Origin of the sequence: Nonomuraea sp. NPDC048916 (assembly GCF_040649575.1) — a bacterium.
Lineage (GTDB): Bacteria > Actinomycetota > Actinomycetes > Streptosporangiales > Streptosporangiaceae > Nonomuraea.
On the sequence record NZ_JBEZFS010000010.1, the window covers coordinates 35,905 to 49,974 of the forward strand.

The 14,070-nt window shown below is 70.7% G+C and carries 16 protein-coding genes; 10 read left to right on the forward strand and 6 right to left on the reverse strand.

The features are described from left to right. Positions 1-21: 21 nt before the first annotated feature. The 5 genes from AB0C16_RS12130 to AB0C16_RS12150 all read right to left on the reverse strand — a co-directional run bounded on the left by AB0C16_RS12130 (position 22) and on the right by AB0C16_RS12150 (position 4,471). A complete protein-coding gene (locus AB0C16_RS12130; RefSeq protein ID WP_357681698.1) occupies positions 22-738 on the reverse strand; it encodes an ABC transporter permease subunit in 717 nt (238 codons plus the stop codon). Positions 739-837: 99 nt separating this feature from the next. Continuing rightward, complete coding sequence (locus tag AB0C16_RS12135; protein ID WP_357681700.1) at positions 838-1,752, reverse strand: ABC transporter ATP-binding protein; 915 nt, start codon at positions 1,750-1,752, stop codon at positions 838-840. Further along, the gene (locus tag AB0C16_RS12140; RefSeq protein ID WP_357681702.1) at positions 1,749-2,603 is read right to left on the reverse strand and encodes an ABC transporter permease; all 855 of its coding nucleotides are present in this window, start codon (positions 2,601-2,603) and stop codon (positions 1,749-1,751) included. Before AB0C16_RS12140 ends, AB0C16_RS12135 begins: the two co-directional genes overlap by 4 nt. Next, positions 2,596-3,504: an ABC transporter ATP-binding protein gene (locus AB0C16_RS12145; RefSeq protein WP_357681704.1), complete on the reverse strand. Its 909-nt coding sequence runs from the start codon at positions 3,502-3,504 to the stop codon at positions 2,596-2,598. Before AB0C16_RS12145 ends, AB0C16_RS12140 begins: the two co-directional genes overlap by 8 nt. A gap of 40 nt (positions 3,505-3,544) precedes the next feature. Then, entirely contained in the window at positions 3,545-4,471 is a 927-nt protein-coding gene (locus AB0C16_RS12150) for a DUF389 domain-containing protein (RefSeq protein ID WP_357681706.1), read from the reverse strand. A 62-nt stretch (positions 4,472-4,533) separates the two neighbouring features. On the opposite strand from AB0C16_RS12150, the gene AB0C16_RS12155 reads away from it, so the two are divergent. Further along, entirely contained in the window at positions 4,534-4,668 is a 135-nt protein-coding gene (locus AB0C16_RS12155; protein ID WP_357681708.1) for a hypothetical protein, read from the forward strand. On the opposite strand, the gene coaA is transcribed toward AB0C16_RS12155, so the two are convergent. Continuing rightward, positions 4,640-5,590: a type I pantothenate kinase gene (gene coaA, locus AB0C16_RS12160; RefSeq protein ID WP_357681710.1), complete on the reverse strand. Its 951-nt coding sequence runs from the start codon at positions 5,588-5,590 to the stop codon at positions 4,640-4,642. The genes AB0C16_RS12155 and coaA overlap by 29 nt on opposite strands. Positions 5,591-5,743: 153 nt before the next feature. Here coaA and AB0C16_RS12165 point away from each other — a divergent pair, with 153 nt between their 5' ends. From AB0C16_RS12165 to AB0C16_RS12205, 9 genes are all read left to right on the forward strand, one after another. Further along, positions 5,744-7,162, forward strand: coding sequence for an alkaline phosphatase PhoX (locus tag AB0C16_RS12165; RefSeq protein WP_357681712.1), 1,419 nt, complete (start codon positions 5,744-5,746; stop codon positions 7,160-7,162). A gap of 19 nt (positions 7,163-7,181) precedes the next feature. Then, entirely contained in the window at positions 7,182-7,532 is a 351-nt protein-coding gene (locus AB0C16_RS12170; RefSeq protein WP_357681714.1) for a holo-ACP synthase, read from the forward strand. Between the two features lie 9 nt (positions 7,533-7,541). Then, positions 7,542-9,002: an NAD(P)H-hydrate dehydratase gene (locus tag AB0C16_RS12175; RefSeq protein WP_357681716.1), complete on the forward strand. Its 1,461-nt coding sequence runs from the start codon at positions 7,542-7,544 to the stop codon at positions 9,000-9,002. Between the two features lie 36 nt (positions 9,003-9,038). Further along, complete coding sequence (gene alr, locus AB0C16_RS12180; RefSeq protein WP_357682073.1) at positions 9,039-10,169, forward strand: alanine racemase; 1,131 nt, start codon at positions 9,039-9,041, stop codon at positions 10,167-10,169. Further along, positions 10,166-11,215: an alpha/beta hydrolase gene (locus AB0C16_RS12185; protein ID WP_357681718.1), complete on the forward strand. Its 1,050-nt coding sequence runs from the start codon at positions 10,166-10,168 to the stop codon at positions 11,213-11,215. The genes alr and AB0C16_RS12185 overlap by 4 nt, the downstream gene beginning before the upstream one ends. Before the next feature lie 46 nt (positions 11,216-11,261). Then, positions 11,262-11,729 (forward strand): tRNA (adenosine(37)-N6)-threonylcarbamoyltransferase complex ATPase subunit type 1 TsaE, encoded by a 468-nt coding sequence (gene tsaE, locus AB0C16_RS12190; protein ID WP_357681720.1) that lies wholly within the window; start codon positions 11,262-11,264, stop codon positions 11,727-11,729. 166 nt (positions 11,730-11,895) lie between these two features. Continuing rightward, positions 11,896-12,546 (forward strand): hypothetical protein, encoded by a 651-nt coding sequence (locus AB0C16_RS12195; RefSeq protein WP_357681722.1) that lies wholly within the window; start codon positions 11,896-11,898, stop codon positions 12,544-12,546. Between the two features lie 2 nt (positions 12,547-12,548). Next, a complete protein-coding gene (locus AB0C16_RS12200; protein ID WP_357681723.1) occupies positions 12,549-13,085 on the forward strand; it encodes a class F sortase in 537 nt (178 codons plus the stop codon). A 33-nt stretch (positions 13,086-13,118) separates the two neighbouring features. Further along, entirely contained in the window at positions 13,119-14,045 is a 927-nt protein-coding gene (locus tag AB0C16_RS12205; RefSeq protein WP_357681725.1) for an aminoglycoside phosphotransferase family protein, read from the forward strand. Positions 14,046-14,070: the final 25 nt, after the last annotated feature.

Here is a 14,070-nt window from a genome sequence, read left to right on the forward strand (position 1 = left end):
CGCGCGGGCAGGTCAGAGCGGCTACTCGTCGCCCGTGAGGGAGAAGACCCGCAGCCTGCGACCTGTCCAGAAGACGCCGACCACCGTCACGACGATCAGAGCCGGCACGGCGAAGCCGAGCGTCACGTCGGGCGTCAGGTAGGGGGAGGTGGAGATCTGGCTCGCGACCGACTCGGCCCACTGCTGCACCGAGAACTTCCGGGCGCCCGGGACGAAACCGCCGATCAGGGTCTCCCAGACCAGGGCGTAGATGATGCCGATCGTCACCGCGTGGCGCGTGACGACGCCGAGCAGCAGGAAGATCGCGGCGTACGCGATGCCCGCCACCAGCGCCCCCACCGCGAAGCCGAGGGCGATGCCGTCCTCGTGGCCCACCAGGAGCCAGGCCGAGGCGTAGGTCGGGATCGCGGCGAACAGCCCCACCAGCGAGGCGGCCACCACGAACTTGGTCTGGGCGATGACCGGGCGGGAGATCGGCTTGGACATCAGGTGGATGATCGTGCCGTCGTCGATCTCCGGGGCGATCACACCGGTGCCCGCTATGAGGCCGAGCAGCGGGAGCATGGTGCCGATGGCGAACTTCTCCATCAGCAGCACGGCCGAGCGCTGGCCGCCGCCGTCGACCAGGTGCAGCAGCAGGGCCAGCCCGATCAGGGCCAGCGGGAGCAGCGCCAGCAGGATGATCCGGCGCCTGCCCAGCAGCGCCCGGTAGGTGATGCCGGCGACCACGGTGTTCACGGCCTCACTCCGTTCGGCGGCTCGGTCGCTGGGATCCGGCGCGGGTTCACGGCCTCACTCCGTTGGGCGGTTCGGTCGCTGGGACCACGTGCGGGGTCATCAGGTGCTCCGGGTGATCAGGTAGGAGAAGACGCTTTCCAGGTCCTCGTCGGCAGGGGAGACCTGGTGGAGGCGGATGCCCTCGGTACGGGCGACGCGGGGGAGGAGCCAGGCGAATCGGCGGAACTCGATGGCCTGCACCTCCAGCCCGTCGGGGCCGAGGGTCACACCGCCGGCCGAGGTGTCGAGCATGAGGGCGGCGGCCAGTTTGCGGTCGTCGCTGGAGCGGATCCTGAACAGGTGGGGCCGGTCGGTCATCAGCCGGCGGATCTCGCGGAAGTTGCCCGAGGCGGCGTGCCGGCCGGCGACCAGCACCTCGATGTGCTGGGCGACCCGCTCGACCTCTTCCAGGATGTGGGAGCTGAACAGGATGGTCTTGCCCGCCACGCCCATGGACCGGATCAGGTCCATCAGGTGCAATCGCTGACGTGGGTCCATGCCGTTGAACGGTTCGTCGAGCAGGAGCACCGGGGGGTCGTGGACGAGCGCCGCGGCGACCTTCACGCGCTGGCGCATGCCCTTGGAGTAGGTCTCGACGCGGCGGTCCTTGGGCTCCTCCATCTCGACCGTGGCCAGGGCCTTGCGGGCGGCCTGGACGGGGTCGGACAGGCCGTGCAGCCTGGCGGCCGACAGGACGAACTGCCAGCCGGTCAGGAAGCCGTACACACCCTCTCGCTCAGGAACGAGCCCGATATTTCGATAAATGTGGTGGTTTTTCCAGATCTGCGTACCGTCCAGCGTGACCGATCCGCCTGACGGGGCCAGGAAGCCGGCCATCATGTGCAGGAGCGTCGACTTGCCCGCGCCGTTGGGCCCCAGCAGACCGGTGACCCCCGGCCCGATCGTCATCGTCACGTCGTTGACCGCGACGACGTTGCCGTACCAGCGCGAGACCTGGGAGAGGTCGATCTTCATCGAGAGGCCGCCTTCCGGTAGCGGAGCGCGAGGACCGCGACGGCGACGGCGATCAGCGCGACCACGATGACGGCAGGGGCGGGCCCCGGCGGGTAGCCGCCCTCGGAGTTGGGCGTGGTGCCGAACAACCACACCTGCACGGCGTCGACCAGCCAGAACGGATTGACCAGCCACGACCACCGGGCCGCCGCCTCGTTGCCGGTGGACTCCAGGGTGCCGTAGAGCACCGGGACCGAGGCCGAGACCAGCAGGTAGACGGCGATGACCGAGGCGACTCCCAGCCCGCGCCGGGGCGTGAGCGAGGCGATGGCCAGGCCGAAGGCGGACAGCAGCACCGCCAGGACCAGGGCCATGGCCAGGGCGCCGAGGTATTCCTTGGTCTGTGGCGGCCCTTCGAGGTCGATGAGCAGCTCGCCCAGGTACATCAGCGTCAGCGGCACGGCGACCATCAGGAAGAGCGCGAAGGTCATCGCGGCGAGCTTGGCGCTCACGTAGTCACCGATCGAGATGGGCCGTGACAGGTAGAGCGGCAGCACCCGGAACCGCAGGTCGGGGGCGACGATCGCGGGGCCCTGTGAGGCCAGGAAGATGGCGAGCACCGCCTGCATGATGACCGCGTAGGCGCTGTAGCTCACGCCGCGCTGCCCGATCAGGGCCATCATCGCGATCGACACGACCGCGGGCAGCAACATGATGACGGCCAGCGCGAACGGCATGATCTTGCTGCGGGCGGTGCGGCCGAGCCCGAAGACGCCACGCAGGCTGTGGACGGCGAGCGCGCGCGTCGAGTGGGCGCGGCCGAGCCGTGGCCCGTCGTAGTGGCGGTAACCGATGTCGTAGATCTCAGACACCGGCGACCTCCTCTCTGAAGATGTCCTCGATGCGGTGGCGGCCCTGTTCCAGCCGGATCAGGCAGAGGTCGAGGTCGACGGCGGCGTCACGGATCGCGTCGAACGTCTCGGGACCGGTGACCTTCACCAGCAGCAGGCGGCCGTGCGGGGTGACCGTGTGGCCGAGCTCGGTCAGCCGTTCGGCGAGCGGCCCCGTGCCCTCCTCCACCTCGACCGTGACGCTCTGGGTGGCCTGGGTGAACTCGGCGATCGCGGAGGACCGCAGCAGCCGGCCGGCGTCGATGACGATCACGTGGTCGCAGATGCGTTCGAGCTCGCCGAGCAGATGTGAGGTGACGAGCACGCTGATGCCGAACTCGGTGCCGATGCGCCTGATCAGCGTCAGCATCTCGTCACGGCCCCGCGGGTCGAGCCCGTTGGTGGGCTCGTCGAGGAAGATGAGCCTGGGGTCGTGCACCAGCGCCTGGGCGAGCTTGACGCGCTGCTTCATGCCGGTGGAGTAGCCGCCGACGGCTCGGTAGCGTTCCTCGGCCAGGCCGACGTGGCGCAGCACGTCGGCGGCGCGCTCGCGGGCGGCCGTGCGCGGCAGCCCGGACATCTGGGCGAGGTGGACGACCAACTCGGTGGCGGAGACGTCGGGCGGGAGGCAGTCGTGCTCGGGCATGTATCCGACCAGCCTGCGGATCTCCGCGCCCTGTGTCGTGACGTCGAGGTCGAGCACCCGCGCGCTGCCGGCGGTGGGTGGGAGCAGGCCCAGCATGATCTTGATCAGTGTCGACTTGCCCGCGCCGTTCGCTCCCACCAGGCCGGTGACGCCGGGGCCGGTGGTGACCGTCAGCTGGTCGAGCGCCGTGACGGTGGGGAAGCGTTTGGTCAGCCCCTCGGTGGCGAGGATGTGCATGATCCGGACCCTACCCGCCGTCTTCAGGGCCCCGCATCGGTCACACGGATGAGCCGCGTCCTACTTGAGGCCAGAATTTCCGCTGGACCGTGAGCGTGGCGGTGCCCGCGATGAGCATGCCGGCGATGTTCAGCGTGAGCTGCGAGACCGAGCCGGCGACCTCGGGCCAGTCGCCGAGGGCGAGCGCCACGGCGGCGTATCCGGCCGCCGGGACCGTGGTGACCGAGATGAACACGCCGATCAGGGCCGACGACTTGCCCGCGGTGATCGACAGCACTCCGGCCACGCCGGCGAGCAGCGCCACGATGAACGACCACTGGTCGGGTTTGACGATGAACTGGACCTCCTCGTTGGACAGCAGGTTGCGCACGCCGATCCAGCCGAGCCAGTGCATGACGAGCCCGAAGGCGAACGTCACCGCGATCGCGAGCGCGAACCCGATGACCAGGGTCCGCAGGGAGTCGACGATCAGCCGCCACCTGCGGCCGAGCAGCCCGAAGCAGATGGCCGCGATCGCGCCGAACTCGGGTCCGAGGACCATCGCGCCGACGATCAGGATGGGGGAGTTCTGCAGCACGCCGATGGCGGCCAGCAGGGTGGCGATCATCAGGAACACGAGGTAGGCCCAGGTGACCCGGGAATCACCCTCGACCTTCTGCGCCAGTTCCGCCCAGACCACCGCGTCCTCGGGCTCGCCGGGCGCCTCCTTGACGGCTTCCTCGGCCACTCTGGAGAGCGCGAGGTCCACCTGCTCGACGGCGATCGACCCCTCCTCCTTCAGCCATTCGAGCCTGCTGATCACCTCGTTGGCCGACTCGCGGGCCACGTCGCAGAAGATCAGGTCGCCCTCTGGCGTGCGGGCCGCGCCGGGGATGACGACGAGGTTGGTGGTGCCCGCGCACCGCTCTAGCACCGCCGTCACCTCACCGGTGCGGGCGGGCGGGGTGATCAGTCGCAGATGGAGCATCGGGTCATTGTCGTCGATCGGACGTTGACGTTCCATTGACAGGTGTCGGCGAACCTGTCCGCATGATGACGTTCTGGTGCCATGATCACGATACGGACTGCTGGTTCGCCGACGTCGACGATCTGGGGTGCGGGGGCAGGTTCGCGGTCTACGTGTACGAGGAGGTCTTCAGGTTCGGCGAAGCCGTACCCGCCTGACCGCGTGGTCGGGGCCCTTCTTCAGCACCAGGTCGGCGCGCCCGCGGGTGGGGGCGATGTTCTCGATCAGGTTGCGCTCGTTGATGTCGCGCCAGACCTTGACCGCGAAGTCCGTGGCCTCCCCGTAGGAGAGCTCGGCGATGTAGCGGAAGTAGGATTTCGGGTCCTCGAAGGCGGTGCGGCGGAGCTTGTGGAAGCGTTCCACGTACCAGTCTCGGATGTCCTCCACCTTGGCGTCGACGTAGATGGAGAAGTCGAAGTAGTCGTTGACCGCGAGCGAGGTGGGCGGGGCGGGCTGGAGGACGTTGAGGCCCTCGATGATCAAGATATCCGGATTTTTCACGACCTGGTGTGCACCGGGCACGATGTCGTACTCAAGGTGGCTGTAGACCGGTGTCCTGACCTCCGGCGACCCGGCCTTCACCTCGGCCACGAACCTGACCAGGGCCCTGCGGTCATAGCTCTCGGGGAAGCCTTTGCGGTGCATGATGCCCTTGGCCTCCAGCACCGCGTTGGGGAAGAGGAAGCTGTCGGTGGTGACCAGCTCCACGTGCGGATGCTCGGGCCAGCGGGCCAGCAGCGTGTGCAGCAGCCGCGCCGTGGTCGACTTGCCGACCGCGACGCTGCCCGCGATGCCCAGGATGTACGGGACGCTCTGCTCGTGGTGGCCCAGGAAGGCGCTCAGCACGCTGCTGCGCTGCTTGGACCCGGTGAAGTGCAGGTTGAGCAGCCTCGTCAGTGGGAGATAGATGTCGGTGACCTCGGTGAGGTCGATGGGGTCTTCGACGCCGCGCAACTCTTCGAGCTCTTGCGCCGTGAGAGTCAAGGGCGTGTTCTTGCGGAGTTCGCTCCACTGCTCCCTGCTCAGTTCAACGTAGCCGTTGTTCACCTTGGCAGCGTAGCGACGCCGTTCTGACCGCATGTCAGCCGGGTGGTCGTCCACAGGCTGTGGATGAACATGTGGGTAAACCGAGACTCAGTTCGGAAACCGTCGTCCCGTGATCCTCGCCGAACCGGTCATGTGGCGAGTTCTGGGGCATTACTGTTCTGGGCAAGCAGCGCCTGGGAGGCCCCCGTGGACCGTCGTCGCTTTCTCGCCAGAGCAACCGTGGCGATGGCCGCCGGCATCGCCGGACCGTTCGCCGGGGTCGCCTGCGCGGGCGAGAGGGGCGGGGCCAAGCCGGTGCGCGGCTACGGGCCGTTGCGCCCCGTGGCCGACCTGCGTGACGGCAAGGTCAGGCTGCACCTGCCCGACGGGTTCGGCTACCGGTCGTTCAGCGCGGCGGGCCAGAAGTTCTCCGACGGCTCGGCCGTGCCCGGCAGGCACGACGGGATGGCGGCGTTCGCCGCGCCGCGCGGCACCGCCTACCTCGTGCGCAACCACGAGGTCAACGGCCCCGTCGGAGCGTTCGGCGACCAGGACAAGGCCTACGACAGGATGGCCGGCGGCGGCACCTCGACGCTGCGCGTCACCCGCTACGGCGAGGTGATGCGCAGCGGCCCGTCGCTCACCGGCACCATGATGAACTGCTCCGGCGGCCCCATGCCGTGGAAGGCCTGGGTGAGCTGCGAGGAGACGGTCAACGGGCCCGACGTGCGCGACGACTTCTCCGGCGGCGACAACTCCCAGCTCACCCGCAAGCACGGTTACATCTTCGAGGTGCCGGTCCTCGGCGCCGCGACGGCCAAGCCGATCAGGTCGGCGGGCCGGTTCGCGCACGAGTCGGCCGCCTTCGACCCCACGTCGGGGGCGCTCTATCTGACCGAAGACTGCTTCGGGTTCGCCTCGGGCTTCTACCGCTACCTGCCGCCGGAGAACCCGGTCAAGGCCGGCCGCATCCTCGACGGCGGCCGGCTGCAGATGCTCGCCGTCAAGGGCTCGCCGCGCGAGGACCTGTCCGCGGGGCAGCGGCCGGGAGCCGTCTACTCGACCAGTTGGGTGGACATCGACGACCCCGACCCCACCTTCACCGGCAGGCCGTCGAACGAGGAGGCCGTCCAGGCGGTGGGCAGGCAGGGGCGGGCCAAGGGGGCCGCGATCTTCTCCCGGCTGGAGGGCGCGATCCACCACCAGGGCACCGTCTACTTCGTCTCCACCCAGGGCGGCGCCCCCGTGCCCGACGCCCCGGTGCCCGACGGGTTCGGCAAGGGCCACGGCCAGGTGTGGGCGTACGAGACGTGGAGCGGCCGGCTCAAGCTCGCCTACGAGTCGCCCCGGTCGTCGGTGCTCGACCTGCCGGACAACGTGACGGCCAGCCCGCGGGGCACGCTGGTGCTCTGCGAGGACGGCGACGGCGACAACTACCTGCGCGGGCTCTCCCGGCAGGGCGAGATCTTCGACTTCTGCCGGCTGGCGCCCATCGCCGGCGATCCCGGCGCGGAGTTCGCGGGGTCCACCTTCGGCCCGGGCGGCCACACCCTTTACGTGAACATCCAGTCCCGTCATGGCATGTCGTTCGCGATCTGGGGTCCATGGCACCGGGGCGCGTTCTGAGCGACGTTAGCCTGGGGGGATGATCCTGGGCATCGGGGTGGACATCGTCGACATCGCGCGGTTCGAGGCGGCGCTGGAGCGGACACCCACTCTGCGCGAGCGGTTGTTCACCGAGGTGGAGCGGCCGCTCCCCGTGCAATCCCTGGCCGCCAGGTTCGCCGCCAAGGAGGCCGTGGCCAAGGCGCTCGGCGGGCCGAGGGGGGTCGGGCACCTGGAGGCCGAGGTGCGCTGCGACGAGACCGGCAAACCGGAGATCAGGGTCACAGGTAAGGCCGCCGACGTCGCCGACGGTCTCGGGATCAAGCGGTGGCACATTTCGCTGAGCCACGACGCGGGCGTCGCCGTGGCCTACGTGATCGCCGAGGGATAGCTTCGGATCATGCGCACCGCCTACACCGCTGACCAGATCAGAGCAGCCGAACACGTGCTCATGGCGCGGCTGCCCGAGGGCTCGCTCATGCGGCGCGCCGCCTCCGGGCTCGCCGCCGTCTGCGCCGCCCTGCTCCCCAAGGTGTACGGCGCCCGCGTCCTGCTGCTCGTGGGAAGCGGCGACAACGGCGGCGACGCCCTCTACGCGGGAATGCTCCTGGCCGGGCGCGGCGCCAGGGTGGAGGCGATCCTGGCCGGCACCCGGACACACGAGGCCGGGCTGGAGGCGTTCCGGCTGGCCGGTGGACGGATCGTCGGCGTCGAGGCGGTGGACCGGGCCGAGCTGATCCTCGACGGGCTCGTCGGCATCGGGGTGGCCGGGGCGCTGCGCGAGCCCTACGCCGGCCTCGCCCGGGCCGTCAACGCCGCGCCCGCCCCCGTGGTCGCGGTCGACGTGCCCAGCGGGGTCGACGCGAGCAGCGGCCGGGTGCAGGGCGTGGCGGTCGAGGCTCAGGTGACCGTCACGATGGGCGCCTACAAGGCGGGGCTGCTCGTCGATCCCGGCGCGGCCCACGCGGGGGCGATCGAGCTGGTCGACATCGGGCTCGGCCCCTACCTGCCCGACCCGGACGTGGCGCTGCTCACCCACGAGGACATGGAGGACCTGCTGCCGCGCCCGTCGAAGGAGTCCGACAAATACCGCCGGGGTGTGCTCGGCGTCGCCGCCGGCAGCGATCAGTACACAGGGGCCGCCGTGCTGGCCGTCGGCGGGGCGCTGCGGGCCGGCGCGGGCATGGTGCGCTACGCCGGCTCTGGGGCGCCGGTCGCCCAGGTCCGGGCGCGCTGGCCCGAGGCGGTGATCACGGAGCTGGACCGGCCCTCGATCCGCGAGGTCGGCAGGGTGCAGGCGTGGGTGCTCGGTCCCGGTCTCGGCACCGGTGACTGGGCGCACGAGCTGGCCAGGAGCGTGCTCGACAGCGACGTGCCGGTGCTGATCGACGCCGACGCGCTGACCCTGGTGGCCAGGGACCGGACGTTGCTCCGCCGTACGGCGCCGGTCCTGATCACCCCGCACGCGGGCGAGCTGGCGCGGCTGACGCGGGCCGACCGCGACCAGATCGAGGCCGCCAGGCTGGAGCACGCCCGCCGGGCCGCGGCGGAGCTGGGCGTGACCGTGCTGCTCAAGGGGTCGACCACGGTCGTCGCCGAGCAGGACAGGCCGACCCGCGTCAACGGCACCGGCACCTCGTGGCTGGCCACGGGAGGCACGGGCGACGTGCTCTCCGGCGTCGCCGGGGCGCTGCTCGCCCAGGGGCTCGGCTGCTACGAGGCCGGCTCGTGCGGCGCCTATCTGCACGGGCTGGCGGGCCGGATCGCCGCCGACGGAGCGCCGTTGACCGCGGCGGAGGTGGCGGACGCGATCCCCTCGGCGATTCGCGCGGTGAAGGACGAACCGCGCTCGACCACGTGAGGTAGCTGCCAGACTGGAGAGATGGTGTACCACCCGATGGCGACGCCCGCGGAGGCGCGGGTCGACCTGGCCGCGATCAGGCACAACGTGGCGTTGCTCAAGAATCACGCGGGCGGCGCGGAGTTGATGGCCGCCGTCAAGGCCGACGCCTACGGGCACGGGCTGGTGCCCACCTCCAAGGCCGCTCTCGACGCCGGCGTGGACCGGCTCGGCACCGCCTACATCAGGGAGGCGCTCGCCCTGCGCGAGGGCGGAGTCACCGCGCCGCTGCTGTCGTGGATCATCACCCCGGGTGAGCCGGTCGACGAGGCGCTGCGGGCCGACATCGAGCTGTCCGCGTCCGACGAGCCGCTGCTCGACGAGATCGCCGCCGCCGCCCGGCGCACCGGGCGCACCGCCCGGATGCATCTGGAGGCCGACACCGGCATGAGCAGGGGCGGCTCGCCGCTGGCCGCCTGGCCCGGGCTGCTGGCCAGGGCGCTGGCGCTGCAGGCCGAGGGCGCCATCGAGATCGTCGGGCTCTGGACCCACTTCGCCTGCGCCGACATTCCCGGCCATCCCTCCATCGACCTGCAGATCGACGCGTTCGAGACGGCGCTCAAGCTGGCCGACCAGGCGGGCGCCGGAGGGTCCCACGTCATCAGGCACATGGCCAACTCCGCCGCGATCGTGACGCTGCCGCGGGTCCACTACGACATGGTCAGATCGGGCATCGCGATGTACGGGCTCAGCCCGATTCCCGAGTTGGGCGACTTCGGTCTCCGGCAGGCGATGACGCTCGCGGCACGCGTCGCGCTGGCCAAGCGGGTGCCGGAGGGGTCCGGAGTGTCCTACGGACATCTTTATGTCACCGATCGGGAGACCACGCTCGGCCTGGTGCCGCTCGGCTACGCCGACGGTATCCTCCGGCATGCCACCGGACGCGCCGAGGTGCTGGCGGGGGGTCGCCGCAGGACGGTCGCCGGACGGGTCTGCATGGACCAGTTCATGATCGATATGGGCGACGACCCGCTGGCTCCAGGTGACGAGGTCATCCTCTTCGGCCCCGGTGGGGACGGAGAGCCCACCGCTCAGGAGTGGGCGGATAGCCTCGGCACGATCACCCATGAGATCGTGACCAGGATCGGTGCGCGGGTGCCGCGGGTGTACAAGGAGTCGGGGACATGACGACGACAACACGGCGGAGGGTCGGGATCGCCGGCGCGATCGTCGGCGCCGCATCGGCGGGTGTCGCGGCGGCTGCGCTGGCCAAACGCCTCGCGGTGGGCCAGATCAGGCTGCGGCCCGACCTGGAGGCCAGCGAGCCGTTCGGCGAGTTGCGCGGCAGGGAGCACACGCTCACCACCTCCGACGGAGTGGCCCTGCACGTCGAGATCGACGGACCCGACGACCCGCCGCTGACGATCGTGTTCTGCCACGGCTACTGTCTCAGCCTCGAATCCTGGCACTACCAGCGCCGGCACCTGCGCGACACGCACCGCATGGTGCTGTGGGACCAGCGGTCCCACGGCCGCTCGCAGCGCGCGGGCGCCGCGGACAGCACGATCGACCGGCTGGGCGACGACCTGGCCGAGGTGATCAAGGAGTTCGTGCCCGGCCCGTGCGTGCTGGTCGGCCACTCCATGGGCGGCATGACGATCATGGCGCTGGCCGACCGCCATCCCGAGCTGTTCGGCGACCGGATCCGCGGCGTGGCGCTGATCGCGACCTCGGCGGGCAAGCTGGCCGAGATCACCCTGGGCCTGCCGGCGCTGGTGTCGAAGGTCGTGCACCGGGTCGCGCCGACGACGGTCTCCATGCTCGGCAAGAGAGGCTCGCTGGTCGACCGCACCCGCCACGCGGGCAGCGACATCGCCTTCCTCGTCACCCGCCACATGGGCTTCGGCGACTCGCGCAACGTCAGCCCGACCCTGGTCGACTTCGCCGAGACGATGATCAGGGCGACCCCGACCGAGGTGGTCGCCGACTTCTACCCCGCGCTGATGAACCATGACAAGCTGTCGGCGCTGCACGTCCTCGACCCGGTGCCCACCGCGATCATGGTCGGGGCCAAAGACTGGCTGACCCCGCCCGAGCACAGCAGGGCCATCGCGGCCGCGCTGCCCAGGGCCCAGCTGACCGAGGTGCCCGACACCTCCCACCTGATCCAGCTGGAACGTCCCGGCGCGGTCAACGACGCGCTGCGCGACCTGATCAAGCGGGTGGAGCTGTGATGAACGGACCGGCGCTGCGGATTCTTGTCCTGAGGAGGGGGGCGCGGTGACCGCGGAGCGGCTCGCGACCGCCGAGGACATGCGCTCCTACGGCGCGCGCCTGGCCGCCCGGCTGCGCCCCGGCGACCTGGTCGTCCTGTCGGGCCCGCTCGGCGCCGGCAAGACCACCCTGGTGCAGGGCATCGCCGAGGGCCTCAAAGTACGCGGCCCGATCACCTCGCCCACGTTCGTGATCGCCCGGGTCCACCCGTCGCTGCGCCAGGGCCCGCCGCTCGTCCACGCCGACGCCTACCGGCTCGGCGGTGACCTCGAGGTCGACGACCTCGACCTCGACGCCTCGCTGGAGGAGTCGGTGACCGTCGTCGAATGGGGCGAAGGGCTGGTCGAAGGCCTCTCCGACGACCGGCTCGAGATCCACATCGACCGCGAGACCGGCGACGAGGCGCGCACCGTGACGCTGCGCGGCGTCGGCCCCCGCTGGTCCGACACGCCGTCTGATCGCCCCGAAGAGTAAAACCCGGGCCAACGCCGGGCAATGCTGTCACCCTTGACGTACCGGGCCAATCAAATCAATCATGATCGTTGGTCATGGATTCGCCCAGAATTTCTGGGTATCAGGAGGGGCAGCGTCCGCAAATTTGGTGGATGCTTGGTGCAGGACGGCGAAGTGGGGTGCGCTGGTGCTCAGGGCAAGGCGAGTCGCGTACGCGGGTGCCATCCTCGTGATCGGCGCGATGGGCTGTTCGGCGGAGGCGCAGACGACACCGACCCCCACCCCCACGGCCACCCCCACGTCGACGGCCACCGCGACCCCGACCTCCACGGTCACCAGACCGGCCATCAACGTGCAGCTCAACCCCGACAGAGTCACCGCGGGCGAGACCTCGAAGGTGTGGATCCTGGCCAACTGCCCCGTCCCCACCGGCGGCCCCGCCCACACCGGCACCGCGACCTCCAAGGCGTTCATCAACGGCGTCACCCTCAACCCCACCACCGACGCGCTGGCCACGCCCGCCGCGACCGGCCGTCAGGCCACCGGGCCGTGGGTGCGCGGCGAGGCACAGGTCTCCGGCACCGTCAAGCGCGGCTCCTACACGGTCGACGTCAAGTGCGACGGCACCAACGACACCGGCAAGGCCACGCTCCGGGTGGTCAGGGCCGACGTGCCCACCGGCGTGCCCACCAAGGCGCCCAGGGCGGGTGGCGGCGGCATGTTCGGCAAGGAGGCCGAGGAGGAGTCGACGCTGCCGCTCGGGCCGATGGGCGTGGCGCTCGCCCTCGTCCTGGCCGTCGGCGCCGGGCTGGCGATCAAGCGCCGCAGCCGGGGCTAGCCATGGCCCGGAAGGGACAGGTGGTCCTCGCGGGGGCCGCCACGGGGCTGTTGCTCGTCGTGTTCGGCAACAACCTCCAGATCGGCACCGAGCCCGCCGCGAACGTGGTGCCCAGGAGCATCGACATCCCGTCGATCGACGTCGAGGCGCCGCTGATGAAGCTCGGGCTGAGCGAGGACGGCGAGGTCGAGCTGCCCCCGTACGAGAAACCCGCGATGGCCGGCTGGTTCACCGGCAGCGTGGTGCCCGGCGAGAAGGGCGCCTCGGTGATCGTGGGCCACGTCGACACCAAGACCGCCCCCGCCGTCTTCTACAAGCTCAAGCGGGTGCGCAAGGGCGAGATCGTCAAGGTGAAGCGCAGCGACGGCAAGATCGCCACGTACAAGGTCGACTCCGTCCAGCAGGTGCACAAGGACAACTTCCCGCTCAAACGGGTGTACGTCGACGATGGGCTCAAACTGGTCACCTGCGGCGGCACGTTCGACTACGCCAAGGGCGAATATCTCGACAATGTCATCGTCTACGCGTCCAGGGCCTGAAAATCGCTTGCCACCACCAGCACGATGGATGGCATGAGCGATTCCGATCCGCCCGCGTCCGGCGTGCGGGTTCCCTGGTCAGAGGTCCATCCGGCCGTCCGCGAGGCGGTCGGGGAGTTCCTCGGCGGCAGCGTGGCCGAGGCGGTCACCCAGACGAGCGGCTTCTCGCCCGCCGCGGCGGTACGTCTGCGCACCGCCGGCGGGCGGCGCGCCTTCGTCAAGGCCGTCGGGCCCGAGCCCAACGCCGACTCCGTCCGCATCTACCGCTCCGAGGCCGAGATCGCCGCCGCCCTGCCCGCCTCCGTGCCGGCTCCGCGGCTGCTGACGAGCTTCGAGATCGAGGGCTGGGTGACCCTGGTCTTCGAGGACATCGATGGCCACCACCCGGCCATGCCGTGGCGGCGCGACGAGCTGGACCGGGTGCTCGGCGCCGTCGAGCGGATGTCCGCCGCGCTCACCCCGGCTCCGATCGCCGCCCCGCCCATAACCGAGCGATACGCCGCTGCCTTCCACGGCTGGCGCGACCTGCTCACCGACGACACCACCGGCCTCGACCCGTGGGCGCTGCGTCACCTCGCCGCCCTGGCCGAGCTGGAGTCCGGATGGGCCGGCGCGGCGGCCGGCGACACCCTGGTCCACACCGACCTGCGCGCCGACAACGTGCTGCTCACGGCCGACCGCGTCTATGTCGTCGACTGGCCGTGGGCGTGCGTCGGCGTGGCCTGGCTCGACCGGGCGTGCCTGCTGCCCTCGGTCGGCATGCAGGGCGGCCCGCCGCCGCACGAGCTCCTGCCCGACCCCGATCCCGCCGTCACCGCGGTGGTCGCCGCGTTGGCGGGCTACCTGGTGCGCCAGGGACGCCGGCCCGATCCGCCGGGGCTGCCGACGGTCAGGGCGTTCCAGCGGGCCCAGGGCGTGGTGGCGGTCGAGTGGCTGAAACGGCGCACCGGCTGGGCGTGACCCGCCCGGCGGGTAGGCTAAGCAG